The sequence below is a fragment of the Rhizobium sp. NPDC092011 genome (genome assembly GCF_044756305.1).
In the GTDB taxonomy this organism is placed as follows: Bacteria; Pseudomonadota; Alphaproteobacteria; order Rhizobiales; family Rhizobiaceae; genus Rhizobium.
Genome location: NZ_JBIVSO010000025.1, coordinates 13,992 through 37,582, shown reverse-complemented (window position 1 = coordinate 37,582; position 23,591 = coordinate 13,992). Strand labels below are relative to the sequence as shown.

Sequence of the window (23,591 nt, the reverse complement as noted above, 5' to 3'; positions counted from 1 at the left end):
GACAATATCTGGAAGAAGAATGCCAGAAATAGCATTCCGGCGCGCCTTTTCCAAACGTCAGCTTTACCCTTGCAGAAGCTGCGCGCGAAAGCGTTCGAAGATTGCCTTGCCCTGTTGCCAATCTCCCAGGCCCGATGCGCCATTGATATGGCCGCGCGGTCCGATATCGACGAAGGAGCTGCCCCATATTTCGGCGCTTTGGCGCGCATAGCCGAACGAGCAGAACGGATCGTCGGTGCTCGCGACCAGCTGAGTTGGAAATGGCAGCCGTTGCCGCGGCGGATGGGCGAAGCTGCCGGCCTCGGCAAGATAGATTTCACCCGTGGGTTCGGGCGGCGCCACTAGAAAGGCGCCAAGGATCGCCGTCTTCGCGACAGACGCCCAATGGGCGATGAGCTGGCAGGCGAGGCTGTGCGCGATCAGGATCGGCGGCGTTTCCGAGCGGGCGATTTCCCGTTCGAGCGCGGCGATCCAGTCGATAAGGATCGGCTTGTCCCAACTCGACGGTTGGAAACGTCGAATGCCTGGATCCTGTCTCTCCCAGAGTGTCTGCCAGTGGTCTTCGCCCGAGCCACCAAGCCCCGGCAGCATGATGATGTCGCTCATCTCAGTCCTCTCTTGCTGTCTGCGGGAGAAAACTGACATGCGGCTCAAGCAATTGACATTGCAATCCATCGGATAAAACCTTCAGGAACCGATGAATTGAAGGTGAAGTATGGAAAGCACGGAGAAGGGACTGGATCCGACTGACATGTCGATGATCGAGATCTTGCAGCAGGATGGGAGAATTTCCGTATCGGAACTCGGTCGCCGCGTCGGCCTTTCACAGCCGGCGGCGTCGGAGCGGATGAAGCGGCTGGAGGAAAAAGGTGTCATTGCCGGCTATAGGGCCGTCGTCGATCCCGCTGCGGTCGGCCTCGGCATGATGGCGGTCATCAGGCTGCGCACGTCTCACGAGCATATTCGCCCCTGTCTGAAGCAGTTTTCGGAAATGCCCGAGATCATCGAGGTGCTCAGACTGACGGGGGAGGATTGCTTCTTGCTCAAGGTCCTGGTGCCGACGGCCGAGAACCTTGAAACCATCGTCGACTCTATCGCTCGCCACGGCGCGGTGACGACATCGCTTGTCCTGCGTAATGAGCCGGTAAAGGCGATTGGCCGCGAATTGATCCGCAAGACAATCGCCCGGTAACGGAGCCGAAAAGCTGCAGTCTCAGAAAGGCAGCTTGAAACCGGGCGGGATCGGCAGGCCGGCTGTGAGTTCGCGGGTCTTTTCGGCCGTGATCGCCTCGGCCTTGTCCTGGGCATCCTTGTTGGCAGCGACGATCAGGTCTTCGAGAATCTCGACATCCTCTTCCTTGAAGAGCGACGGATCGATCTTGATACCCAGCATCACGCCTTTGCCGTTGACGGTGGCAGTGACGAGGCCGCCGCCGGCGTTGCCTTCGACGCGAATGTCGGCGATTTCCGACTGCATCTTCTCCATCTTGGCCTGCATTTCCTTCACTTTGCCCATCATGCCCATGATGTCGCGCATCGTCATTGGTCCTTCTTCTGCGTGTTTCTATTCCTATTGGCCACGATTTCTCGCCAGCCACCGCGGTTGTTTAGCCGGGCGGGTCCGATGTCACCCATCTTACCCTTAGAATTCTATATCGTCGCCCGGCAGAATATCGCCATCGACGGATTCGGCGATGGCGGGAGCCGCGGTCTGCTCTTCTTCCTCGTCCGCGTCGGGCGCGCGCACGCGAACGTCGATGATCTTGGCGCCGGGAAATTGCGACAGGATCGCTGCGACATCCGGGTCCTGGCGGGCATCGGCGACGCGCTGCTTCTGCGCGTTCGCTTCGGCCTCCACCAGCGTCGGCTCGCCTTCGTCGCGGCTGAGGCTGACGATCCAGTGAATGCCGGTCCATTCCTTGAGCTTGACGGCAAGTTCGTTGAGCAATGTCCCGGGCGCGCCGGGCGTCAGGTTGACGTCGAGCCGGCCCGGCTCAAGCTTTACCGGTCGAACGAAGGTGCGCACGAGCGCCTTGATCTTCGGATCGCGCTTCTGCCCGGCAAGTTCGGCGATATCGGCCATCGAGCTGATCGCCACCAACGGCTTCGGTGCCTGGGTCGGCTTAGGCTCGATGCGTCCGACGGGTTGCGAATCCGGCTGCGTATTGGGCACTGCGCGCAGCATGGCGACCGGCGCGGAAGGCGTCGGCCGCGGCGCTGGTGTTTCGATTGCCCTCGCCACGGCGCTGCCCTGATAGGAAACCGAGGCTCCGCCACCGTTGCCGGTGGGTGCGCCGGATGGCGGCCGCGCGCCGCCATTGCCATCGGAAAACTCCGCCAGCCGACGCGCGGCGTCTTCCGGGGCCGGAAGATGCGCGGCATGAGCTAGCCGGATCAGCACCATTTCAGCGGCACCAGCGGTGCGCGAAGCATTCTCCGTCTCGGTGATGCCCTTGAGAAGCATCTGCCAGATGCGCGACAGCGCCGTCACTGCCACGCCCTGGGCGAATTCCATTGCCTTCGTGCGCTCGACTTCGCTCAGCGACGGATCGTCGGCGGCGTCAGGCACATATTTGAGGCGGGTGACGAGATGGGTGAAATCGGCAAGGTCAGTCAATACGACGACAGGATTGGCGCCGGCCTCGTACTGGCTGTTGAATTCGGCAAGCGCTGCCGAAACATCGCCTTTGACGATATGGCCGAAGAGATCGACGATGCGGGCGCGGTCGGCAAGCCCGAGCATCGCGCGCACGGCATCGGCGGCAACGAATCCGCTGCCATGGGCGATTGCCTGATCGAGCAGCGACAGGCCGTCGCGCGCCGAGCCTTCGGCAGCACGGGCGATCATGGCGAGCGCTTCCGGCTCAGCCTCGATGCCTTCCTTGCCGGCGATAGTGGTGAAAAGGCCGACGAGATCGGAAGCGCTGATCCGGCGCAGGTCGAAGCGCTGGCAGCGCGACAGCACCGTGATCGGCACTTTGCGGATTTCCGTCGTCGCGAAAATGAACTTCACATGCTCGGGCGGCTCTTCGAGCGTCTTCAAGAGCCCGTTGAAGGCCGCCGTCGACAGCATGTGCACTTCGTCGATGATGTAGACCTTGTAGCGGGCCGAAACCGGTCGGTAACGCACCTGCTCGATGATCTCTCTGATATCGTCGATACCGGTATGCGAGGCGGCGTCCATCTCGATGACGTCGACATGCCGGCCTTCCATGATCGCCTGGCAGTGCTCGCCGGGTTCACGCAGATCGATCGTCGGACGATCGACCGCAGCGGTCTTGTAATTGAGGGCGCGCGCAAGGATGCGGGCAGTCGTGGTCTTGCCGACGCCGCGTACGCCGGTCAGCATGTAGGCCTGCGCAATACGGCCGGTCTCGAACGCGTTGGTCAGCGTTCGAACCATCGGCTCCTGGCCGACCATCAGGTCCGTGAAGTCCTTGGGTCTGTATTTGCGGGCCAGCACCCGATAACCGGTGCCGGTCGAGGCGGCATCTTTTGCTTGTCGCTCGCTGTCGCTCATCGCCCTGCTTATTGCCCGGTGCCCCAGCTATACCCGGCAAAAGCCGGGTCTTGCTTTCAGAAAGGGTGGGAGGCTGGCACGATGACCCGTGCCGGGCTCGTTAGGGCTGCTTCCTTCCGGACCTGACCCGGTTGGCGAGTGGCTCGTCCACCACCAACCTCCCGGATGCACATATCGGCAATATCGTCATCAAAAGCAAGCCAAGGTCAAAAAAAACTGCTAAACATTTGAAAAAACAATGGAGGATGCCCCCTTGAAGGAGTTTGCGCTCGACGACCGCCTTGCGAAAGACAGCGTTTTCGTTGAGATCACCGGCCTCTGCGAGGTCCGCCTGATGAAGGATCGCCGCTGGCCGTGGCTTGTCCTCGTGCCGCGCCGGCCTGGTATGTCGGAGGTTTTCGAACTGACGCCACTCGACCGGATTCTGCTGACCTTCGAAACCGACAAGGTCGGGAGTGCCTTGAAGACGCTGACAGGCGCTGCAAAAATCAATGTCGGGGCACTTGGAAATATCGTCCGTCAGCTTCATGTTCATGTCATTGCGCGATCCGAAGGGGATGCCAACTGGCCCGGCCCGGTCTGGGGCTACGGCAAGGCGGAACCCTATTCGGATGAAGACATGAACAGCCTCATAGCCAAGTTGCGGGAAACGCTTTCACAATGAGCCATTCCATCTTCTCTTCGGATGCCCCGCATCCGGAAGCCAGCAGTCTAACCGCCTTTGCGGAAAATCAGCTCAACCGGGATGCGGAGCATCGCGACGAGGAATCGATCAAGCATGCGCTTGCCAAGGAGGGCACGCATATCCTGGCCTTCGCTCAGGACCGGCTTGTCTTGAAGCATGACGGGCAAGTGCTCGACCCATTGTTTGCCCGCTACGAACTGGAAGGGCTCGAACCGAACTGGGAGGAAGCCGTCCTTCTCGGTTACCGCAAGACCGGAGAGCCGCGCCTGGCGGTGCCGGTGCGCATCAATGCCGACGAACTTGCCAGCCAGTACAAGCCGGCAGACATGCGCTCGCTCTGGCGCGATCTTCTGCTGGAGGGTGAGATCCTTGGCGAAGCGGCGCAGGGCATGAGCCTCATCCGCTGGAACAGCGACAACCGCTTCTGCGGCCGCTGCGGATCGGTCATGGAAAGCCGCATCGGCGGCTACAAGCGGGTCTGCACGGCCTGCGAACACATGATCTTCCCGCGCACCGATCCCGTGGTGATCATGTTGACGATCGACGAGGAGAGAAACCTCTGCCTGCTCGGCCGCAGCCATCATTTCGCGCCCGGCATGTATTCCTGTCTCGCCGGCTTCGTCGAGCCGGGCGAAACCATCGAGAATGCCGTACGCCGCGAGACATTCGAGGAATCAGGCATCCATACCGGCCGCATACGCTACCACGCGTCGCAGCCCTGGCCGATGCCCCACTCATTGATGATCGGCTGCTACGCCGAGGCGAAGTCGACGGAAATCCATATGGACGGCGCAGAACTCGACGATTGTCGCTGGTTCACGCCGGAGGAGACGCAAGCCATGCTCGACCGCGTCTCGGCGTCGGGCAACACCTCTCCGCCCAAGGGCGCCATCGCCCATCGCCTGATGCGCGACTGGGTGGAATGGAAGCGATAGGTTCTTTTCTGCCATGGCCCGCTCGGAACGATTGCTGACGCTGTTGCAGACGTTGCGGCGCTACCGCCGGCCGGTGAGCGGTGCGGTGCTTGCCGAGGAAACCGGCGTCAGCCTGCGCACGCTCTATCGCGACATTGCCAGCCTTCAGTCGCAGGGCGCCATGATCGAAGGCGAACCCGGCATCGGCTATGTGCTGAAGCCGGGCTTCATGCTGCCGCCGATGATGTTCTCGCAGGACGAGATCGAGGCATTGGTTTTGGGGTCGCGATGGGTGGCGCGCGCAACCGACGCCCGTCTGGCGGCGGCCGGAACCGATGCGCTCGCAAAGATCGCCGCCGTGTTGCCCGCGGAGATGCGTGAGGCGATCGACCAGGCGGCTGTCGTCGTCGGAACGCGGCGCATCACGGAAGACAAGGCTGACCTCTCCCTGATGCGCAAGGCGATCCGCACGGAGCGAATGGTGCAATTGACCTATGGTGATGTGAACGGCACGATTTCCACCCGCCGCATCTGGCCCTTTGCGCTCGGCTACTTCGACAATTCACGAATCGTCATGGCCTGGTGCGAGCTGCGCCAGGATTATCGCCATTTCCGCGCCGACCGCATCGTGGACTTTGCGGTGCTGGAGGCGCGCTACCCCCGCCGGCGCGTTGCGCTCGCAAGGGAATGGCAGGCCCGCGAAGGCATGGTCCACAATTGATCTGTCAGCGCAACGCTACTGCCAGAAACTGTCAGTAGGCTTCGCTATTATCGGCACCATCCAAGCAGGAAGGAGGACCGATCATGGCAAGCAGCGTTTTCACCATTACGAAGCAGGCACATCGCGACGGCATCGAGGCCCAAGCAGGCAAGAATGTTCTGATGCCGGTATGGCCGGCTCGCCTCATGCAGGCTGCGAGCGGCTATTTCAGCCGCCGCTGGAACCGCCTCGATCTCGAGGAAACGCCGAACTCCGTGAAGCGCGATCTCGGCTTTCTCGACGGCCATGCTCCTTATCGCGAGGAAGACCAGATGCGTTAAGGCATCTCCCACTTCTGCGATAACGACAGCAGTAAAATCAAAATCCCAGGCGCAAGAAGCTGATCCAAGGATCGCGATGCGTACGGGAAGCGCATGTCAGTAAACACCTGACCGACCATCGATAAATCTTTCCCCGGCAGGCCGCGCACGGCCCGCCGGACCGCCTGCCCATGCCCCAAAATCCATCTCAACCAAGAGGAATGTCCAATGATCACCCCGAATCTCATCGTCTTCTACGTCAAGGATCCTGCCGAGAGCGCGCCGTTCTACCGTGATTTGCTCGGCCACGAGCCGACATTTTCCTCGCCGAATTTCGTAGCGTTTGCGCTCGAAAATGGTTTCAATCTCGGCCTGTGGCGCCGCAGCAGCGTTGAACCACAGCCTTCCGCCATCGGCAATCGCGGCGAGTTGGGTTTCATGGTCGAGGGCGCCGGTGCCGTCGAAAAGCACTATCAGGAATGGAAAGCGAAAGGCCTGCCGATCGCGCAGGAACTGACGACGATGGATTTCGGCCCGACCTTCGTCGTGCTCGATCCCGATGGCCATCGTCTGCGTGTTTGTGAGCCGGATAAGTAAGACCGTCTTCATTGGCCTTACCCTCTCCCCGCCTCGGGAGAGGGTGACAGGCTGGATGAGGGACAGGTTTGCTTGAAGTCGAAGCGCGCTCACGTTCGCTGCTCCCTCTCGTCCGAGTGAATCTGCGGCCTTGCACGAAAACATTCGTCGGCGGATGCCGCGATCGAACGACAGGAGGATCAAATGCTGCATCACATTTCTTTTGGTGTCTCGAATATCTAAAATGCCGCCGCGTTCTACGACGCCGTTTTTACGCCATTGGGCTACGTGCGTGTCTGGGAAGATTTGAAGCCGGGCGATGCGGACCAGGCAGTGGGATATGGTCTGCCGGGCGGTGGCGATAAATTTGCGATCAAACTAAGGGGTGACGCTGCCAAGCCACCGGGCCTTGGCTTTCATCTCGCCTTTACTGGACCGACACGCGAAGCAGTCGCCTTGTTTCATGAGGCCGCATTGCGTCACGGCGGCGTAGACAACGGCCCGCCGGGTCTTCGCCCACACTACGCACCCGACTACTTTGCCGCCTTCGTCACAGACCCCGACGGCTATCATATCGAGGTGGTCGCCGAGGTCGAAGGATAACAGTCGGATGCAGTTGCGATGGTCTCATCACCCGCCCTCGTGGTTCGAGGCTTCGCTTTTAGAGCATGTCGCGCAAAAGTGAGCAGCGGTTTTTGCGGCTAAGACATGCGTGAAATCAAAGAGCCAAAGCGCGTGAAGCGAATCTTAGAGATCGCGACGCGCTTTAGAGCTCCGCACCTTACCATGAGGACTGCTCTTTTGTGCCTCGCCGCAGAATGCGCCCCACCTCATGGTGAGGTGCATCGCCGTTAAGCGTAGCGAAAACGGTGATGCCTCGAACCACGAAGTGGCCTATGTCAGCGCGAAAGTTAAAGCTGGCCCCGCATCGGATGTCCCTTGTAGACACCCAAAATCCGGACCTTTTCGGAGAAGAAACGCAGCTCTTCCAAAGCGCGGCGCACATGCGGGTCGGAGGGATGTCCTTCTATGTCAGCATAGAACTGCGTCGCGACAAAACGGCCGCCGAGCTGGTAGCTTTCGAGCTTCGTCATGTTGATGCCGTTGGTGGCGAAGCCGCCGAGTGCCTTGTACAGAGCGGCCGGAATGTTGCGCACGTTGAAGACGAAGGTGGTGACGATCTTTTCGTCGGGCGCGCTGCGCTCCGCCCAATCCTCGTCACGCGACAGCACGACGAAGCGCGTCATGTTGTTTTCGGTATCCTCGACATTCTCAGCGATGATTTCGAGGCCATAGAGATCGGCCGCCAGCCGCGGCGCCAGCGCCGCCATGCTGCGGTCGCCGGTTTCCTGCACGAGTTTGGCCGCACCGGCCGTATCGCCGGCGATCACGGGCTTCCAGCCGTTGGCACGCACGATATTGCGGCACTGGCCGAGTGCATGAATATGGCTGTGCACCGTGCGGATCTCTTCCTTCCTGACGCCCGGCAGGACCATCAGCTGGAAGCGGATCGGCATGAAATATTCGCCGACGATATGCAGGCGGGATTCAGGCAGCAAATGATGAATGTCGGCGACGCGGCCGGCGATGGTGTTCTCGATCGGGATCATACCGAGATCCGCCTCGCCATTGTCGATGGCGGTCAGGGCATCCTCAAAGGTCTGGCAGGGCAGCGGTTCCATGGTCGGGAACATGTCACGGCTGGCCATATCGGAATTGGCGCCGTAGTCGCCCTGGAAGGAGATCTTGTTGGTCTTGGAAATCATCTAACTGCCTTTGGGGGGACTGCCTTTGGGGAAACGCCGTCAGAGAGAGGCGGCGGAAAGAATGCGTCTGGCCTTTTCGAGGTCCTTGGGAGTATCGACACCGAGCGGGACCGTGTCAACGATCTCCACATCGATGCGCATGCCGGCCTCCAGCGCCCTCAACTGTTCCAGCGATTCGCGCCGTTCCAGCGTCGATGGGCCGAGGCTCACGAATTTTTCGAGCGCCGCGCGGCGATAAGCGTAGAGGCCGATGTGATGATAGAGCGGCCCTTCGCCGTAAGGGGCGGTGGTGCGGGTAAAATAAAGCGCGCGCAGACGGCTGTCCGAGATCGGCGACCCCACAACCTTGACCACGCTCGGCAGGGTCTTTTCCTCCTCGTCCTTGATCTCGACGGTGAGCGTCGCGATGTCGACGGCCGGATTTTCAAGCGGACGCAGTGAGGCGCGAATGGTCTCGGGATCGATCGTCGGCAGGTCGCCCTGCACGTTGACGACGATCTCGGCGCGGCCCTGCGGGTCGACAGCCTGCAGCGCCTCGTAAATGCGGTCCGAGCCGGATTGATGGTCGCCTCGCGTCATGACGACATCGAAGCCGGCATTCGCCACCGCGTCGTAGACGTCCTTATCGTCGACGGCGACGATGATGCGACCGATCGCCGCCTCGCGCGCGCGCTTGGCAACCTGTACGATCATGGGCAGGCCGCAAATATCGGCGAGCGGCTTGCCGGGCAGGCGGGTGGAGGCCATTCGAGCAGGAATGAGAACCAGCGTCTTGTCTAAATTTGGATCTGTCATTCTTGGGCCTTCTATTCCTGCGGGAAAAGTGTCAAAACGTCTCACGGTGGAGGCCGTTTACAGAGTTGCAAGAAACAGCCAAAAGACATAGGTTTCGCGCGAATTCAAGATGGGCCGGCTGAGGATGCTGGCGGCGAGGGGAGCATAGCAGATGAATTCATCCTACGTGAACATGGGAGTCGGGGCACTTTTGGCCACGCTGTTCGTGTTGAAGTCCGTGTCGCTCGCGTCAGGATTTATTTTCCATTCGGAAACACCGGAAAAGCCGGGTTTTGCCATCGTTGCCGCCGAAGAGCCGGCTGGTGGCGAGAAGGCTGCGGCCGCAAAGCCGGATACGCCGATCGCTCAGCTTTTGCAGAAGGCTGATGCGAAGGTCGGCGAGACGATCTTCAAGAAGTGTCAGGCCTGTCATTCCGGAGAAAAGGGAGGGCCGAACAAGGTTGGCCCTGATCTCTGGGGTATCGTCGACCGTCCGGTCGCCGAGCATGAGGGCTTTGCCTACTCGGCCGGCATGAAGGACTTCTCCAAGGGCGGCGCGGAGAAGTGGACCTACGATCACCTCTATCACTTCCTGGCGGCTCCGAAGAAGTTCGTTGCCGGTACGGCGATGGGCTTTGCCGGTCTGCCGAAGGAAGAGGATCGCGCCAACGTGATCGCCTATCTGCGCACGCTCGCCGATACGCAGGTTCCGCTGCCGGATCCGAACGCACCGGCTGCCACCAACTAAGGCAGTCCTGATGATGGATTGAAAACCCGGCCGTTGAGGCCGGGTTTTTCGTGTTTGCGAATCAGATCGAGTGCCGGCGCGAACGGCTTCGCCGATCGAGGTCGAAGACCTTCAGTCCGTCTTCGGCGCTCGGCGGCGTGCGCCAATCCTCCGCGGCCAGTGCTTTGCGAGCATCGCGCAAGCCGGCCCCCCAATGCTCGCGCATCGACAGCGAGGAAAACTCGTAGTCCTTGGAATGCGCGCGGAATTCCTTGCTGCGGTAGATCAGGTGGATGATGGTGACGCCGTAGTTGGAACAATGCTGCTCCAGTTTCCGGATCTCCGGATCGGCCTTGGCCTCATCGGGAAGGCGAGCGTAGAGGTCCGATATGGCGCGTCGCAGGCGGTGCCGCTCAAGGAAGAGATCGGTGTTCAGTCGCGTGCGGCTGGAATAGGTAATGTCCTTGCGCCGCTCCTCGACCTCTTCGAGATCCTGCGGCAGCGGCCCGATGGCGCTGAAAAGATCAACCTGGAAAACCACGGTGTCGACGTCGGCGCCATTGCGCAGCACATAGGTCAGCGGCGTATTCGAGACGAGACCGCCGTCCCAGTAGTGCTCGCCGCCGATCTTGATCGCCGGAAATCCTGGCGGCAGTGCACCGCTCGCCATGATGTGCTCCGGCGTGATCTTGGTGTCTCTGTTGTCGAAGAAGGCGAAGTTGCCGGTGCGAACGTTGACGGCGCCGAGGCTCAGTCGCACCGGGCCGTGATTGATTCGGTCAAAGTCCACATGGTCGAGCAGCGTCCGGCGCAACTGCTCGGTATCGTAGATGCTGGTCGCGCCGGCTGAACCGCGTGGCTGGAACCAGGCAGGAATCGCCCAAGGGGAAAAGAAGCCGGGCACCCCGAGGGTCGAGACCCACCAGCTGCTGACGGTGCGGTAAAATGGGCTGGTTTCGCGCTGTCGTTCCATCAGAACATCGACGGGAAGCTGGATGGTGACCTTGTTCCAGAAGGAGCGCAGCTTCTCCAGCCGCTCGCCGGGTATGTTTCCAGCCATGATCGAGGCGTTGATGGCGCCGATCGAGATGCCGGCGATCCAGTCCGGCTCGATATTCTGTTCGCGCAATGCTTCAAAGGCGCCGGCCTGGTAGGAGCCCAGCGCACCGCCGCCCTGCAGCACGAAGACTTTCTGCGAATAGGCCGAAGCGGAATTGGTAAGTGGAGCTGCAATATTCATGTGCCATCCTTTGCTGCGCTCCGGGTGGGAAGGCCGGGATGCGCAAAATATATGACCATTTTCCTGCGTGCTTCTCCCTTTGACGAGAGATGCGTTTTCAGTCGTGGGGTCGAGCCCGCGCTATGTGAGCAGATAGGCCCAAAGCGACACCGAGAATGCCCCGAGCGCTGTTGTCAGCGTGATGGTCGAGGCGGCGAGACTGTGACCGACACCGAAGCGGTTGGCAATCAGCCAGGCGTTCACACCTGTAGGAACTGCGGCGGTGAGTACGAGTGCGGTGCGCCATTCCGGGCTCAAGCCCAGCAGATGACCGGCCGCCAGCACGCAGGCCGGCAGCAGAAAGAGCTTGAAGCCCGAGATGACGCTGGTAATGCCGAGATTGCCCGAGAGGCCGTATTGACGCAGCGCCATGCCAAGGGAGATCAGCGCCGCCGGCCCCGCGATACTGGCGATGCTTTCGACGACGGTGGCAAGCGTCGATGGGATGCGAAGGCCAGTCAGATGAACGATCAGGCCGCAGAAAAGCCCGATGACCAGCGGATTGCGGACGAGATTTCTGCCGACCTGCCGCAGCAGTTCGCCGGTGCTGCGTCCAGCCCCGCCATTCTCCTTGCGCTCGGCTTGCTCCATCAGCAGTGTGCCCGCGATCATCATGGTGGGAAGGTGCACGGCAATCAGGATCGACATGGCCATGACGCCATCGGGACCAACCGTGCGGCCGACGAGTGGCAGGCCGATGAAGATCGTATTGGCAAAGGCCGAGGAAACGCCGGCCAGCACGCCGATGCGCGCATCCCTCCCGAAGACCCGCGTCGCGACGATGTGGCCCGCGGCCCAGGTGACGGCCACGCCGGAGAAATAGGCGATCCACAATCGAAATGGCGACGCGCCACGGAAATCGGCTCCGGCGATGGTCTGGAACAGCAGAAGCGGCACGGCGATCTTGAAGACGAATTCGCTCATGGCCTCGCCGACATCGGCTTTCAAAAGCCCTGTGCGCACGATGACCCAGCCAATGAGAATCAGCAGAAATACCGGTAGGACGTCGGTGAGGATTTCGGACATGCCTGATGCTGGGCTTGAAGATCGCAGGTTGAGGAATTCGATCTGCGAGTTCTATCAGCATGCCCGGGTGTGAGAACCCGGAAAAACAAAAAAAGCGGGCATGGCCCGCTTTCGTCGATCCCGCCCCGAGAGGCGGTCCCCCCGGTGCACATGCCGCCAGTTCATCCGTGGTCGGCCCGCGTACCGGTGAGGCGGAAGGCATCATTCCTTCCCCAGCTGGCTTGAAGCCTTGTGAGCTTCTCATCCCAGCCGCTTGATAAGCATTTAAAGATAGAAAGTGACAGGCAAATGACTGATTGGAATTTAGTTGGCGCCTCAAACGCTGATTTTTCTTCCAAACTTCGCAAAAACCGATAATACCGGATACCGGCTATCACCAGTACCGGGATCCTCCAATAGATGACTCGCTTCGATGTATTGACCGTTGGCAACGCCATCGTCGACATTATCGCCCGTTGTAACGATCAGTTCCTGATCGACAATCAAATCACCAAGGCCGCGATGAATCTCATCGACGCCGAACGCGCCGAACTTCTTTATTCGCGCATGGGCCCGGCGCTGGAAGCCTCCGGTGGCAGTGCTGGAAACACGGCAGCGGGCGTTGCCAATTTCGGCGGCAAGGCTGCCTATTTCGGCAAGGTCGCGGAAGATCAGCTCGGAGAGATTTTCGCCCACGACATCCGCGCCCAGGGCGTTCACTACGAGACCAAGGCGAAGGGCACTTTCCCGCCCACGGCGCGTTCGATGATCTTCGTGACGGAAGATGGCGAGCGTTCCATGAACACCTATCTCGGCGCCTGCGTCGAGCTTGGCCCGGAAGACGTCGAGGAAGAGGTCGTCGCCGATGCCAAGGTGACCTATTTCGAAGGCTATCTCTGGGATCCGCCGCGCGCCAAGGAAGCGATCCGCGAATGCGCCCGCATCGCCCATGCCCATGGCCGCGAAATGTCGATGACCCTTTCCGACAGCTTCTGCGTTGGCCGCTATCGCGCCGAGTTTCTTGACCTGATGCGCTCCGGCACGGTCGATATCGTCTTTGCCAATAGCGACGAAGCCCTGTCGCTCTACGAGACCGACGATTTCGAAAAGGCGCTGACGCTGATATCAGCCGATTGCAAGATCGCCGCCGTAACCACGGGCAAGGACGGTGCCGTCATCGTGCGCGGCAACGAACGCTATGTCGTCGATGCTCATCCGATCGAGGAGCGCGTCGACACGACCGGCGCCGGCGATCTCTTCGCCGCCGGGTTCCTGTTCGGCTACACGCAGGGCCGCGGCCTCGAGGATTGCGCCAAGCTCGGCAACCTCGCCGCCGCAACCGTCATCGAGCAGATCGGCCCGCGCCCGATGCAGTCGCTGTCGGAAAAGGCCAAGACATTCGGTCTTCTCTGACCGAACTTGGTTCCCGGAATTTCTGGGATATAAGAATATGAGCCGCCCTCGACAGATCGTCGGGGCGGCCTTTTGCTATGAAGCCGCGGAAATGCGGCTTGAAACATGTCGCGCAAACGCGGGCGGCGGCGTGCTTTAGCTCCAGAAAAGCCTTGCCGTCTCGGCTTCGTACAGGATGAGAATGCCGATCGCGATCAGGACGAATGGCACAACCCTGTGTCCATATCGCCGGATCGGCGCGCCGAGTTTCCGATGATTGACGAGCGAATGCGCAGCACCGAGCCAGATTGCCGTCAGAATCGCGAAGATGCAGCCGATAGCCAGGATTTCGGAGGCGGAGCGTGTGGCGAAGAGCGGCGTATAGACGCTGATATTGTCACCGCCATTGGCGATCGTGACGAGCGTGACGGCAGCGATATTGCTATGTCCGGCCGAAGCCTTGCTGTGATCTTCCGGGTTGTCGTCCGTGTCGATGCCCTTCCAGAGTTCCCACAGTCTCCTCAGCCCGAAATAGATCGGCGCAAAGCCGAGGAGGCCGATATAGGAGGCTGGTATGACGAGCACGAGAAGCGAAGCAACGACGCTGAAGCCGTATAGAGTGGCAATACCGAGGTACTGGCCGATGACGATCTGCTTCGTCCGGAATTTCCGATCGGCGAAGAAGCCGAGAAGAACGAAGATGTCGTCGACGTTCGTCGATACGAATACGACGATTGCAACGCCCAGAACCCCGAGTAGATAAGCCAAGACACCTGCCTCCCTTTCCCATGGCAGATATATCGTCCCGCCGGAAAAGTCGTGCGAGAACGGCTCTGCTTTCTAAGGAATCGTTAAACCGCGATGGCGTTTAGCGCGTGATGCCGAGGGAAGCGTTACTTGAAGGCTTCGCCGGGATAAGCACCCCAGATCTCGGACTGAGCCACCCAGCCTTCGGTGCTGTCGGCGGTGACGAGGCACCAGTTGCCGGTGCATTCGCGGATGCTCATCATCACGCCGGGCTGAAGCTTGGCGATGACAGTGCCGGATGGCTGTGCTTCGCGGCGCATATTGACGAAAACAGCCTTGCCCTTGCCCTTCATCCAAGGTGCTGCAATGGCCGAGCGCTGGCCCGACAGCAGCGACTGGTTGACCCAGCCTTCGGTGCCGTCTGCATCGCGGACGCGCCGCCAGTTATCGTATTCCTGGATGATTTCGACCGGCAATCCCTGCTTGAGGTAGAGCCATGACACGGCGTAATCGGAGCTTGGTCCGATGCGCAGATTGACCCGCTTGGATTTCAGCGTCACGAAGCGCGGCAACGGCAATCCGCTCGGCCCCTTGGCGGCCTGGGCGGCTGCAAGGTCGGTCGTCGCAAAGGCCATCATCAGGCCTATTGTGAAAATAGCGCAGGACTTCAATACTTTGCCACGCATGGGATTTCCGTTCGTTCGTCATGACGAAGGCGTTGTTTCCATCGCCCATTCGCTCCGGCCAGTGGCAATTCCTCGGATCGCGTCAGCGAGTTTTGTTTGTCTTCGCCTGCGGGTCTGGTAGAAATGCCCGGAACGGGAAAATTATCCTGCTTCTTGGTTAAGAACATCTGAACAAGGCATCGCCGCTCGCCATGACGACGAAGAAAAAACCGAAGGTCTACGTCACGCGCAAACTACCGGATGCGGTGGAAACGCGAATGCGCGAACTCTTCGATGCCGAACTCAACATTGACGATCACCCGCGCACCAAGAACGAACTCATCCAGGCTGTCCGCACGGTCGATGTCCTGGTGCCCACAGTCACCGATCGAATCGATGCCGAGGTGATCGACGAAGCTGGCCCGCAGATGAAGCTGATTGCGAGCTTCTCCAACGGCACGGATCACATCGATGTCGAAGCCGCAGCCCGGCGTGGCATCACCGTCACCAACACGCCGAATGTTCTGACGGAGGATACCGCCGACATGACCATGGCGCTCATCCTAGCCGTGCCCAGGCGGCTGGCGGAAGGTGCGCGCGTGCTGACCGACAATCCCGGCGAATGGGCCGGATGGTCGCCGACCTGGATGCTCGGTCGCCGCATTCACGGCAAACGCATCGGCATCGTCGGCATGGGGCGCATCGGCACGGCGGTTGCCCGCCGCGCCAAGGCGTTCGGCCTTTCCATACACTATCACAATCGCAAGCGCGTCAATCCGGCGACCGAGGACGAGCTTGAGGCGACCTATTGGGACAGCCTCGACCAGATGTTGGCCCGCGTCGATATCGTTTCGGTCAATTGCCCATCGACACCGGCCACCTATCATCTGATATCCGCACGTCGATTGGCCCTGCTGCAGCCGACGAGCTATATCGTCAACACGGCGCGCGGCGATGTCATCGATGAGACGGCGCTGATCAAGATCCTGCGGGAAGGAAAGATCGCCGGCGCGGGGCTCGATGTGTTCGAGAATGAGCCGGCCGTCAACCCGAAGCTGGTCAAGCTCGCCAATGAGGGCAAGGTGGTGATCCTGCCGCACATGAGTTCGGCCACGCTTGAAGGCCGAATCGACATGGGCGACAAGGTCATCATCAACATCCGCGCCTTCATCGACGGCCATCGTCCGCCAAATCGCGTGCTGCCGTTTCGCTAGGTTGATGCATGGCGCGCAAAAGGGTTGAGCGGTTGTCCATCAAACCAAAGAGCTGAAGCGCGAGAAGCGGGCCCTAGAGATCGCGCCGTGCTTTAAGCCAGGCTCTTGCGCATCTCGATTGAGGTCGTGTGGGCAAAGCCCGCATGGCGGTTTTCAGCTGTCTTCACGAATCCCCAGCTTGCGAAGGTGGCGTGATTCTCAGTCAGCTCGATGCGCGTTTCTAGCCTTAGGGCTGTGAGACCAAGATTGCGGGCGGCCATCTCGGCCATCGCCAGCAAGCGCCTGCCGATCCCCTTGCCCTGCGTGCCCGGCAGCACGGCTAGCTTGCCGATATAGAGGGTATCGGGTTCCGCGCGGCAAAATATACAGCCGGCTATCCTGTGGCCATCCAACGCAATGTAGCCGATCTCGTTGCGCGCTTTTTCCCGGAGAGACTGCGGTGTCAGCGAAAGCGCGGAGGATGGTGGATCGATCCGCCCGTCCATGTAAGCGAAAGAGGCGAGGATGAGGTCGAGCAATTCGCTCCAGCGATGGAAGCTGCCATCCAGCCGTTGAATCGGCAGATCGCTCACTCGGCTGCTGCCTTGGTGCGCTTGCGGCGATAGCGAATGGTTTCGAACCGAGCGGCCAGCCCGTCGTAAAGCAATAGGCGACCGATCAGCGGTTCGCCAATGCCTGTTATCAGCTTGATCGCCTCCATGGCCATCAGCGTGCCGACGACTCCGGTCAAGGCGCCGATGATGCCGGCCTCGGCACAGCTGGGGATAAGCCCCTGCGGCGGCGGCGCCGGGAAGAGATCGCGATAGCGCGGATTGAACACGCCCTCCGCATCGCTCTCGTATGGCTTCAACGTCGTCACCGATCCATCGAATCGCCCGACAGCGCCGGTTACGAGCGGCAGGCATGCAGCCTCGGCCGCATCTGCTGCCATGTAGCGCGTGTCGAAATTGTCCGAGCCATCGATAACGAGATCGAAGCCGCCAAGATGCCGGGATGCCGTATCAAGCGAAAAACGTTCCTCGAAGCGGATGGTCCGTACATGCGGATTAAGCCGCGCGATGGCGTCGGCAGCGCTCTGTGTTTTCAGCTCGCCGATGGTGCCGGTATCGTGGATCACCTGCCGTTGCAGGTTGGACAGCGAAACGCGGTCGTCGTCGGCAATGCCGAGCGTTCCGACACCGGCAGCGGCGAGATATTGCAGCACCGGGGCACCAAGCCCGCCCGCGCCGATGACAAGCACCCGCGCAGCCTTCAACCGTTGCTGCCCCGCCCCGCCGACTTCGGGCAGCAGGATGTGGCGCTGATAACGGGCGATTTCGTCTGGTGTCAAAGGATCCATGGCGGCGATCCTATCATGATCGACGAGTTTGAGATGCTAGGATTTTGTAATGCCGCCATGCGAAACGGTGAAGAATTGCGCGCGCTCGCCAAGCGCCGAAAACATGGATTTGTCGGTGCCGGTCATGAAGGATTGACCGCCCAGGCCGTCGATGAGGTCGAAAAGTGCGGCGCGCCGGCCCTCATCGAGATGAGCGGCGATTTCGTCGAGGAGCAGGATCGGCGCATAGCCGGTCAGATTGCCTACGAGACGGGCATGGGCGAGGATCAGGCCGACCAGAAGAGCCTTCTGTTCGCCTGTCGAACAACGCTCCGCCTCCATATCCTTTTCAAGATGGCGCACCAGGAGATCGGCCCTGTGCGGCCCATCCAGCGTGCGGCCGGCCGCTGCATCGCGGTAGCGGCCCTCGCGCAGCATCGCGGCGTACTGATCTTCAAGATCGACGGCGGGCCGGTCGAACTGCCCGTCAAGGAAGCCGGAAAGTTCGAGCGCCGCGGAGGGAAACGGTGTCGCCTCTCGCGTTTCGCCGATCAGGCGGGAAAGAAGGCCGAGCATTTCCTGCCGCGCAAGCGCCATGGCGATGCCGAGGCTGGCCATCTGCTCCTCGATGCCAGCGAGCCATGAGGGGTCGAAACGGCCTTCCGAAAGCAGCTTGTTGCGGCTGCGCATGGCGCGCTCGAAATCGCTGGCGCGGCGGCCATGGGCGGGATCGAGCGACAGCACCAGCCGGTCGAGAAAACGGCGGCGCTCCGAGGAGCCGCCGGTGAACAGGCCATCCATGGCCGGCGTCAGCCAGAGAACCCGCAGATGATCGGTCAGCTCGTCGACCGCCTTGGCCGGCGTGCCGTTGATTCGCAGCTTGCGGGCTGATGATTCGTCCGTGGTGTCGATGCCGGTGCCGATCTCGACCGTGCCATCCATCCCGTCCAACTCGGCAAAGATCGAGAATCCACCTGGCGCATGGACGCGGGTAACATCGGCATAGGCTGCCCGCCGCAGGCCTCGGCCGGGCGAAAGCAGCGAAACCGCCTCCATCAGATTGGTCTTGCCCGCACCGTTGTCGCCAGTCAGTACGACGTGCCGCTCGTCAAGCGCCAGCGCCGCCGCCGCATAGTTGCGGAAGTCGGTGAGCTTCAGGCGCGAGATGAAAACCTTGTCCGGCATGGGTCTTTGAGATTCGTGTCGTTGGCCGAGGCGTATGCCGAACCCCGCCCAAGTGCAAGGATTTTGCCGTCTTTCTCGACCGTCGATCGGTGCATGGTCAACACCTGGCTTTCAGCCTCTGGCACCGTGAAAGCTCGCTCCCCATATGGCTATGCTCTGCGGACACCATGAATGGGGGCTCAATTGGACACTGCAAAGGCATTGCTCGCGCATACGCATGCCGACTGGTCACGCGTAAAGCAGGGCGAATCGGGCGATCTTGTCTATCGACGCGAGGATGGCCGCGCCTATGCGAAAATTGCGTCGTCAGCACGCTTGGCCGACCTTGCTGGCGAACGTGACAGGCTGCTTTGGCTACAGGGCAGGGGGATCGTAGTACCCGAGGTCATCGACTGGCGTGAGGTCGAGGATGGTGCTTGCCTGATCATGACGGCAATCCCCGGTGTGCCTGCAGTCGAATTGGATGGAAACGCCTTGTTGAAGGCCTGGCCCTCGATGGTGCTGCAACTCCGGACTTTCCATGAACTGCGGGCTGAGGCGTGCCCTTTCGATCGCAGCCTGTCGCTCATGTTCGCGCGGGCAGCGGATGTGGTTTCGCGCGACGCTGTGAATCCGGATTTCCTGCCGCCGGAAGATCGGGACACACTGGCTCATAAATTGCTGGAGCGTATCGAACGCGATCTGCCTGTGCGGCTTGCGCAAGAGGCAGCCGACAAGGTTCTTTGCCACGGCGATGCCTGCATGCCCAACTTTATGGTTGATCCGCATAGCCTGCGATGCACCGGCCTGCTCGATCTCGGGCGCGTTGGAAAAGCGGATCGCTATGTCGATCTTGCGCTGATGATTGCCAATGCCGGAGAAAACTGGGCGACACGGGAGCAGGCCGAGCGGGCGTTCGAGATCCTGTTCGAAGTCCTGGAGATCGCGGAACCTGATCGCGAGCGTCTCGCCTTCTATCTCCGGCTCGATCCGCTCACCTGGGGCTGATTCGCGGTGCCGGACGTGATTCGCCCGCCCAAACAAAAAATCCGACCGAATCATCGGTCGGATTCATGTGAAACACTTTGATTCGCGAATCAGTCGCTGAAGGTGTCGAAGAAATCCTTCATGCGGGCGAAGAAGCCGGTTGATTCGGGATTGTTGTCCTTCGAAGAGATCTGTTCGAATTCCTGCAGAAGTTCGCGCTGACGCTTTGTCAGCTTCTGCGGCGTCTCGATCTGGATCTGGATGTAGAGATCACCGACCTGGCTGGAGCGCAGCACCGGCATGCCCTTGGCCTTCAGGCGGAATTGCTTGCCCACCTGCGTTCCCTCGGGAACGGTAACGCGAGACTTCGTGCCGTCGAGCGTTGCCACGTCGAAAGTGCCACCAAGTGCTGCTGTTGTCATCGAGATCGGCACGGCGCAGTAGAGATCGGCTCCATCGCGCTGGAAGAACTCATGCGGTTTGACGGAGAGGAAGATGTAGAGGTCGCCTGAAGGTCCGCCACGTTGACCAGCTTCGCCTTCGCCCTGTAGGCGGATGCGCGTGCCGTCTTCGATACCGGCCGGGATGTTGACGGAGAGCGAACGCTCCTCGGTCACGCGGCCCTGGCCATGACACTTGCTGCAGGGATCCGGAATAATCTGGCCGCGGCCATGGCAGGTCGGGCAAGTCCGTTCGACGGAGAAGAAGCCTTGTGCGGCGCGCACGCGACCGGAGCCCTGGCAGGTGCCGCAGGTTTTCGGTTGGGTGCCAGGCTTGGCGCCAGAACCAGAACAGACGTCGCAGGTAATGGAGGTCGGGACACGGATCTGCGCGGTCTTGCCGCTGAAGGCTTCTTCGAGCGAGATTTCCATGTTGTAGCGAAGATCGGCGCCGCGTTCGCGACCGCCGGAGGAGCGTCCGCGCGAGCGTCCGCCACCCATCATCTCGCCGAAAATATCCTCGAAAATATCGGAGAAGCCACCGCCGCCGAAACCGGCGCCAAAGCCGCCGCCACCGCCCATGCCACCATGCTCGAAAGCAGCGTGCCCATAGCGGTCATAGGCTGCGCGCTTCTGCGGATCCTTGAGCGTTTCGTATGCTTCGTTGATTTCCTTGAACTTCCGCTCGGCGCTGCTGTCGTCCGGATTCTTGTCCGGATGATATTGCATCGCCAGCTTGCGAAAGGCGCTTTTCAGCTCTTTCTCGTCCGCCGTCTTTGAGACGCCCAATGTCTCGTAAAAATCCGCTTTTGCCATTCAGCATTCGACCCTGGAAATGGATTTCCGGCTGCCATGAGGCAGCCGGATCTAAGTTTCCTGAACCTTTCGGTTCGCGCTTATGCAGACCGCTTGTGGTCGCCTTCGTCCTTGATTTCCTCGTAGTCGGCATCGACGACATCGTCCTTGCCGGCTGCCGAGTGATCGCCCGAAGCGCCGCCTTCAGCCTGCTGAGCCTCATAGATCGCCTGGCCGAGTTTCATGGAAACTTCCATGAGGGTCTGGGTCTTGGCCTTGATGTCTTCTGCGTCCGGCTCGGAAGCTTCGGTTGCCGTCTTCAGCGCTGCAATCGCGTCGGAGATCGCGGTGCGATCGGCTTCCGTGACCTTGTCGCCATAATCCTTCAGCGACTTCTCGCTGGAGTGGATCAGGCTTTCAGCCTGGTTCTTAGCTTCAACGCCTTCGCGACGCTTCTTGTCATCGGCGGCATGAGCTTCTGCATCCTTGACCATCTTTTCGATGTCGGCGTCGGAAAGACCACCGGAAGCCTGGATGCGGATTTGCTGTTCCTTGCCGGTGCCCTTGTCCTTGGCCGAAACCTGAACAATGCCGTTGGCGTCGATGTCGAAGGTAACTTCGATCTGCGGAACGCCACGCGGTGCCGGCGGCAGGCCGACGAGGTCGAACTGGCCGAGCAGCTTGTTGTCGGCAGCCATTTCGCGCTCGCCCTGCGAGACGCGGATGGTCACGGCCGACTGGTTGTCGTCAGCGGTCGAGAAGGTCTGCGACTTCTTCGTCGGGATCGTCGTGTTGCGTTCGATCAGACGGGTGAAGACGCCGCCGAGCGTTTCGATGCCGAGGGACAGCGGGGTTACGTCGAGGAGCAGAACGTCCTTGACGTCACCCTGCAGAACGCCGGCCTGGATGGCTGCGCCGAGAGCGACGACTTCATCCGGGTTGACGCCCTTGTGCGGCTCTTTGCCGAACAGCTGCTTGACGACTTCCTGTACCTTCGGCATGCGGCTCATGCCGCCGACGAGAACGACTTCGTCGATCTCGGCAGCCGTGACGCCGGCATCCTTGAGGGCTGCCTTGCACGGAGCGATGGTGCGCTGGACGAGATCGTCGACCAGGCTTTCCAGCTTGGCGCGGGTCAGCTTCAGCGTCAGGTGCTTCGGGCCGGTGGCGTCTGCCGTGATGAAGGGCAGGTTGATTTCGGTCTGCTGTGCGGACGAAAGTTCGATCTTGGCCTTTTCGGCAGCTTCCTTCAGGCGCTGCAGAGCAAGCTTGTCGCCCTTGAGGTCGATGCCGTTGTCCTTCTTGAACTCGGCAACGAGGTATTCGACGAGACGCATGTCGAAGTCTTCACCGCCGAGGAAGGTGTCGCCGTTGGTCGACTTCACTTCGAAGACGCCGTCGCCGATTTCCAGGATGGAGATATCGAAGGTGCCGCCGCCAAGGTCGTAAACGGCGATGGTTTTGCCGTCCTTCTTGTCGAGGCCGTAAGCGAGTGCCGCAGCCGTCGGCTCGTTGATGATGCGCAGGACTTCGAGGCCGGCGATCTTGCCGGCATCCTTGGTTGCCTGGCGCTGAGCGTCGTTGAAGTATGCGGGGACGGTGATGACGGCCTTGTCGACCTTCTCGCCGAGATAGGACTCGGCGGTTTCCTTCATCTTCTGAAGGATCATCGCGGAAATCTGTGCGGGCGAATAGCCCTTGCCCTGAGCTTCTACCCAGGCGTCGCCATTGTCGCCCCGAACGATGTTGAAGGGAACAAGGTGCTTGTCCTTCTCAACGGTCGGATCTTCGTAGCGGCGGCCGATGAGGCGCTTGACAGCGAAGAGGGTATTCGTGGGGTTGGTGACAGCCTGGCGCTTGGCCGGCTGGCCGACGAGACGTTCGCCGTCGTCGGTGAAGGCTACCATGGAGGGGGTCGTCCGGGCGCCTTCGGCATTCTCGATCACTTTCGCGTCTTTACCGTCCATGACGGCGACGCAGGAATTCGTAGTTCCAAGGTCGATACCAATTACTTTTGCCATGTCATTCTCTCCTTGAAGCAAGCTGTCGGAACCCCTGTCAGGCATTCCATTGACAGCCCCTTACGGGATGGTCTTGAGGATTGCGCAGCCATGACTGCGGTGATGCCGCGTATATAAGTAGCGGTTTTACTGACTGCAAGGCAGGAAATAGCCCGAAATCCAGCAAAACAAATGGTTTGTCGTCCAAATTCCGTGCGACCCCATATGCGCCGAGGACCCGCGGATTTTGCGCGACCGCGTATCAGAGCAGCCTTGCAGCGGCCATGCAAGCGGCAAGCTGCAAAATTGCGATTTTATGTAGATCTGGGCGGATCGGCTCGCAGCTGAAGGTCTGCAAGCGATAACTCTTTGACGAGCGCCTTCAAGCGTTTGATATCGCGTTCTCCAGCGATGCACTGATTTGATGCCGCTTCGATCGAGGGCGCCGCAACGGGTGCCTGTACCGACGATTCGTTTTCCATCGCAGGAGATGAAGTTTTCACGACCTGTTCGCTTCGCCGTCCCGTCTTAAATTTGACGCCTTGCTGCCTCCTTTTTTTGCCGTCGCTGTGTCCGACGATCAAAACAGGAAATTGCAACTAT

The 23,591-nt window shown here is 60.5% G+C and carries 25 protein-coding genes, 1 other RNA gene and 1 pseudogene; 11 read left to right on the top strand and 16 right to left on the bottom strand.

Annotated elements, in window-relative coordinates:
* Positions 1-63 precede the first annotated feature (63 nt).
* Entirely contained in the window at positions 64-606 is a 543-nt protein-coding gene (locus tag ACIQJ2_RS36585) for an RBBP9/YdeN family alpha/beta hydrolase (RefSeq protein WP_400677727.1), read from the bottom strand.
* Between the two features lie 109 nt (positions 607-715).
* Here ACIQJ2_RS36585 and ACIQJ2_RS36580 point away from each other — a divergent pair, with 109 nt between their 5' ends.
* Positions 716-1,192, top strand: a complete 477-nt coding sequence (locus ACIQJ2_RS36580) for an Lrp/AsnC family transcriptional regulator (protein ID WP_400677726.1) — start codon at positions 716-718, stop codon at positions 1,190-1,192.
* A 21-nt stretch (positions 1,193-1,213) separates the two neighbouring features.
* Here the strand turns inward: ACIQJ2_RS36580 and ACIQJ2_RS36575 are convergent, their stop codons facing one another.
* The 3 genes from ACIQJ2_RS36575 to ffs form a co-directional block, all read right to left on the bottom strand.
* The gene (locus ACIQJ2_RS36575) at positions 1,214-1,537 is read right to left on the bottom strand and encodes a YbaB/EbfC family nucleoid-associated protein (RefSeq protein WP_400677737.1); all 324 of its coding nucleotides are present in this window, start codon (positions 1,535-1,537) and stop codon (positions 1,214-1,216) included.
* 105 nt (positions 1,538-1,642) lie between these two features.
* Positions 1,643-3,520: a DNA polymerase III subunit gamma/tau gene (locus tag ACIQJ2_RS36570; RefSeq protein ID WP_400677724.1), complete on the bottom strand. Its 1,878-nt coding sequence runs from the start codon at positions 3,518-3,520 to the stop codon at positions 1,643-1,645.
* A 65-nt stretch (positions 3,521-3,585) separates the two neighbouring features.
* An RNA gene (ffs, locus tag ACIQJ2_RS36565) (signal recognition particle sRNA small type) lies at positions 3,586-3,682 on the bottom strand.
* 91 nt (positions 3,683-3,773) lie between these two features.
* Here ffs and ACIQJ2_RS36560 point away from each other — a divergent pair.
* The 6 genes and pseudogenes from ACIQJ2_RS36560 (at position 3,774) to ACIQJ2_RS36535 (ending at position 7,318) form a co-directional block, all read left to right on the top strand.
* Positions 3,774-4,184, top strand: a complete 411-nt coding sequence (locus ACIQJ2_RS36560) for an HIT domain-containing protein (protein ID WP_400677723.1) — start codon at positions 3,774-3,776, stop codon at positions 4,182-4,184.
* Complete coding sequence (nudC, locus tag ACIQJ2_RS36555; RefSeq protein ID WP_400677721.1) at positions 4,181-5,140, top strand: NAD(+) diphosphatase; 960 nt, start codon at positions 4,181-4,183, stop codon at positions 5,138-5,140. The genes ACIQJ2_RS36560 and nudC overlap by 4 nt, the downstream gene beginning before the upstream one ends.
* Before the next feature lie 13 nt (positions 5,141-5,153).
* Positions 5,154-5,840, top strand: a complete 687-nt coding sequence (locus ACIQJ2_RS36550; protein ID WP_199151575.1) for a YafY family protein — start codon at positions 5,154-5,156, stop codon at positions 5,838-5,840.
* A gap of 83 nt (positions 5,841-5,923) precedes the next feature.
* Positions 5,924-6,160 (top strand): hypothetical protein, encoded by a 237-nt coding sequence (locus tag ACIQJ2_RS36545; protein ID WP_400677719.1) that lies wholly within the window; start codon positions 5,924-5,926, stop codon positions 6,158-6,160.
* A gap of 207 nt (positions 6,161-6,367) precedes the next feature.
* Positions 6,368-6,736 (top strand): VOC family protein, encoded by a 369-nt coding sequence (locus tag ACIQJ2_RS36540; protein WP_199151577.1) that lies wholly within the window; start codon positions 6,368-6,370, stop codon positions 6,734-6,736.
* A gap of 183 nt (positions 6,737-6,919) precedes the next feature.
* Positions 6,920-7,318 (top strand): annotated as a pseudogene (locus ACIQJ2_RS36535) (VOC family protein).
* A gap of 308 nt (positions 7,319-7,626) precedes the next feature.
* Here ACIQJ2_RS36535 and ACIQJ2_RS36530 read toward each other — a convergent pair.
* Positions 7,627-8,481: a prephenate dehydratase gene (locus tag ACIQJ2_RS36530; RefSeq protein WP_199150992.1), complete on the bottom strand. Its 855-nt coding sequence runs from the start codon at positions 8,479-8,481 to the stop codon at positions 7,627-7,629.
* 39 nt (positions 8,482-8,520) lie between these two features.
* Positions 8,521-9,276 (bottom strand): 3-deoxy-manno-octulosonate cytidylyltransferase, encoded by a 756-nt coding sequence (locus ACIQJ2_RS36525; RefSeq protein WP_400677717.1) that lies wholly within the window; start codon positions 9,274-9,276, stop codon positions 8,521-8,523.
* A 151-nt stretch (positions 9,277-9,427) separates the two neighbouring features.
* Between ACIQJ2_RS36525 and ACIQJ2_RS36520 the strand changes: the two genes are divergently transcribed.
* Positions 9,428-10,003, top strand: a complete 576-nt coding sequence (locus tag ACIQJ2_RS36520; protein WP_199091995.1) for a cytochrome c family protein — start codon at positions 9,428-9,430, stop codon at positions 10,001-10,003.
* Positions 10,004-10,064: 61 nt separating this feature from the next.
* Here ACIQJ2_RS36520 and ACIQJ2_RS36515 read toward each other — a convergent pair whose 3' ends face one another.
* A complete protein-coding gene (locus ACIQJ2_RS36515) occupies positions 10,065-11,222 on the bottom strand; it encodes a patatin-like phospholipase family protein (protein WP_400677715.1) in 1,158 nt (385 codons plus the stop codon).
* A 120-nt stretch (positions 11,223-11,342) separates the two neighbouring features.
* Positions 11,343-12,287: an AEC family transporter gene (locus ACIQJ2_RS36510; protein ID WP_400677713.1), complete on the bottom strand. Its 945-nt coding sequence runs from the start codon at positions 12,285-12,287 to the stop codon at positions 11,343-11,345.
* 399 nt (positions 12,288-12,686) lie between these two features.
* On the opposite strand from ACIQJ2_RS36510, the gene ACIQJ2_RS36505 reads away from it, so the two are divergent.
* On the top strand, positions 12,687-13,679 hold the full coding sequence (locus tag ACIQJ2_RS36505; protein WP_400677711.1) for an adenosine kinase: 993 nt from the start codon (positions 12,687-12,689) through the stop codon (positions 13,677-13,679).
* Between the two features lie 135 nt (positions 13,680-13,814).
* Here the strand turns inward: ACIQJ2_RS36505 and ACIQJ2_RS36500 are convergent, their stop codons facing one another.
* Positions 13,815-14,426: a cadmium resistance transporter gene (locus ACIQJ2_RS36500; protein WP_400677710.1), complete on the bottom strand. Its 612-nt coding sequence runs from the start codon at positions 14,424-14,426 to the stop codon at positions 13,815-13,817.
* A 125-nt stretch (positions 14,427-14,551) separates the two neighbouring features.
* The gene (locus ACIQJ2_RS36495; protein WP_199097628.1) at positions 14,552-15,091 is read right to left on the bottom strand and encodes an SH3 domain-containing protein; all 540 of its coding nucleotides are present in this window, start codon (positions 15,089-15,091) and stop codon (positions 14,552-14,554) included.
* 191 nt (positions 15,092-15,282) lie between these two features.
* Between ACIQJ2_RS36495 and ACIQJ2_RS36490 the strand changes: the two genes are divergently transcribed.
* Positions 15,283-16,284, top strand: a complete 1,002-nt coding sequence (locus ACIQJ2_RS36490; RefSeq protein WP_199150985.1) for a D-glycerate dehydrogenase — start codon at positions 15,283-15,285, stop codon at positions 16,282-16,284.
* 92 nt (positions 16,285-16,376) lie between these two features.
* Here ACIQJ2_RS36490 and ACIQJ2_RS36485 read toward each other — a convergent pair whose 3' ends face one another.
* Genes ACIQJ2_RS36485 through recF form a run of 3 tightly spaced genes read right to left on the bottom strand, consistent with a single transcriptional unit; the run spans position 16,377 to position 18,787 of the window.
* Positions 16,377-16,847: a GNAT family N-acetyltransferase gene (locus ACIQJ2_RS36485; protein WP_400677736.1), complete on the bottom strand. Its 471-nt coding sequence runs from the start codon at positions 16,845-16,847 to the stop codon at positions 16,377-16,379.
* A 5-nt stretch (positions 16,848-16,852) separates the two neighbouring features.
* Positions 16,853-17,623, bottom strand: a complete 771-nt coding sequence (locus ACIQJ2_RS36480) for a molybdopterin-synthase adenylyltransferase MoeB (protein WP_400677709.1) — start codon at positions 17,621-17,623, stop codon at positions 16,853-16,855.
* 36 nt (positions 17,624-17,659) lie between these two features.
* Complete coding sequence (gene recF, locus ACIQJ2_RS36475; protein WP_199150983.1) at positions 17,660-18,787, bottom strand: DNA replication/repair protein RecF; 1,128 nt, start codon at positions 18,785-18,787, stop codon at positions 17,660-17,662.
* A gap of 183 nt (positions 18,788-18,970) precedes the next feature.
* On the opposite strand from recF, the gene ACIQJ2_RS36470 reads away from it, so the two are divergent.
* Positions 18,971-19,774, top strand: coding sequence for an APH(3'') family aminoglycoside O-phosphotransferase (locus ACIQJ2_RS36470; protein WP_400677735.1), 804 nt, complete (start codon positions 18,971-18,973; stop codon positions 19,772-19,774).
* A gap of 89 nt (positions 19,775-19,863) precedes the next feature.
* Here ACIQJ2_RS36470 and dnaJ read toward each other — a convergent pair whose 3' ends face one another.
* From dnaJ to ACIQJ2_RS36455, 3 genes are all read right to left on the bottom strand, one after another.
* Positions 19,864-21,009 (bottom strand): molecular chaperone DnaJ, encoded by a 1,146-nt coding sequence (gene dnaJ, locus ACIQJ2_RS36465; protein WP_400677706.1) that lies wholly within the window; start codon positions 21,007-21,009, stop codon positions 19,864-19,866.
* Between the two features lie 80 nt (positions 21,010-21,089).
* On the bottom strand, positions 21,090-23,009 hold the full coding sequence (gene dnaK / locus ACIQJ2_RS36460) for a molecular chaperone DnaK (RefSeq protein ID WP_199150688.1): 1,920 nt from the start codon (positions 23,007-23,009) through the stop codon (positions 21,090-21,092).
* A gap of 293 nt (positions 23,010-23,302) precedes the next feature.
* Positions 23,303-23,587, bottom strand: coding sequence for a hypothetical protein (locus ACIQJ2_RS36455; RefSeq protein ID WP_400677703.1), 285 nt, complete (start codon positions 23,585-23,587; stop codon positions 23,303-23,305).
* Between the last annotated feature and the right edge of the window lie 4 nt (positions 23,588-23,591).

Bases quoted from the DNA above. Each gene is read 5' to 3' on its own strand.
- ACIQJ2_RS36585 (WP_400677727.1), bottom strand. From the start codon at position 606: ATGAGCGACATCATCATGCTGCCGGGGCTTGGTGGCTCGGGCGAAGAC.
- ACIQJ2_RS36580 (WP_400677726.1), top strand. From the start codon at position 716: ATGGAAAGCACGGAGAAGGGACTGGATCCGACTGACATGTCGATGATC.
- ACIQJ2_RS36575 (WP_400677737.1), bottom strand. From the start codon at position 1,537: ATGCGCGACATCATGGGCATGATGGGCAAAGTGAAGGAAATGCAGGCC.
- ACIQJ2_RS36570 (WP_400677724.1), bottom strand. From the start codon at position 3,520: ATGAGCGACAGCGAGCGACAAGCAAAAGATGCCGCCTCGACCGGCACC.
- nudC (WP_400677721.1), top strand. From the start codon at position 4,181: ATGAGCCATTCCATCTTCTCTTCGGATGCCCCGCATCCGGAAGCCAGC.
- ACIQJ2_RS36550 (WP_199151575.1), top strand. From the start codon at position 5,154: ATGGCCCGCTCGGAACGATTGCTGACGCTGTTGCAGACGTTGCGGCGC.
- ACIQJ2_RS36545 (WP_400677719.1), top strand. From the start codon at position 5,924: ATGGCAAGCAGCGTTTTCACCATTACGAAGCAGGCACATCGCGACGGC.
- ACIQJ2_RS36540 (WP_199151577.1), top strand. From the start codon at position 6,368: ATGATCACCCCGAATCTCATCGTCTTCTACGTCAAGGATCCTGCCGAG.
- ACIQJ2_RS36530 (WP_199150992.1), bottom strand. From the start codon at position 8,481: ATGATTTCCAAGACCAACAAGATCTCCTTCCAGGGCGACTACGGCGCC.
- ACIQJ2_RS36525 (WP_400677717.1), bottom strand. From the start codon at position 9,276: ATGACAGATCCAAATTTAGACAAGACGCTGGTTCTCATTCCTGCTCGA.
- ACIQJ2_RS36520 (WP_199091995.1), top strand. From the start codon at position 9,428: ATGAATTCATCCTACGTGAACATGGGAGTCGGGGCACTTTTGGCCACG.
- ACIQJ2_RS36515 (WP_400677715.1), bottom strand. From the start codon at position 11,222: ATGAATATTGCAGCTCCACTTACCAATTCCGCTTCGGCCTATTCGCAG.
- ACIQJ2_RS36510 (WP_400677713.1), bottom strand. From the start codon at position 12,287: ATGTCCGAAATCCTCACCGACGTCCTACCGGTATTTCTGCTGATTCTC.
- ACIQJ2_RS36505 (WP_400677711.1), top strand. From the start codon at position 12,687: ATGACTCGCTTCGATGTATTGACCGTTGGCAACGCCATCGTCGACATT.
- ACIQJ2_RS36495 (WP_199097628.1), bottom strand. From the start codon at position 15,091: ATGCGTGGCAAAGTATTGAAGTCCTGCGCTATTTTCACAATAGGCCTG.
- ACIQJ2_RS36490 (WP_199150985.1), top strand. From the start codon at position 15,283: ATGACGACGAAGAAAAAACCGAAGGTCTACGTCACGCGCAAACTACCG.
- ACIQJ2_RS36480 (WP_400677709.1), bottom strand. From the start codon at position 17,623: ATGGATCCTTTGACACCAGACGAAATCGCCCGTTATCAGCGCCACATC.
- recF (WP_199150983.1), bottom strand. From the start codon at position 18,787: ATGCCGGACAAGGTTTTCATCTCGCGCCTGAAGCTCACCGACTTCCGC.
- dnaJ (WP_400677706.1), bottom strand. From the start codon at position 21,009: ATGGCAAAAGCGGATTTTTACGAGACATTGGGCGTCTCAAAGACGGCG.
- dnaK (WP_199150688.1), bottom strand. From the start codon at position 23,009: ATGGCAAAAGTAATTGGTATCGACCTTGGAACTACGAATTCCTGCGTC.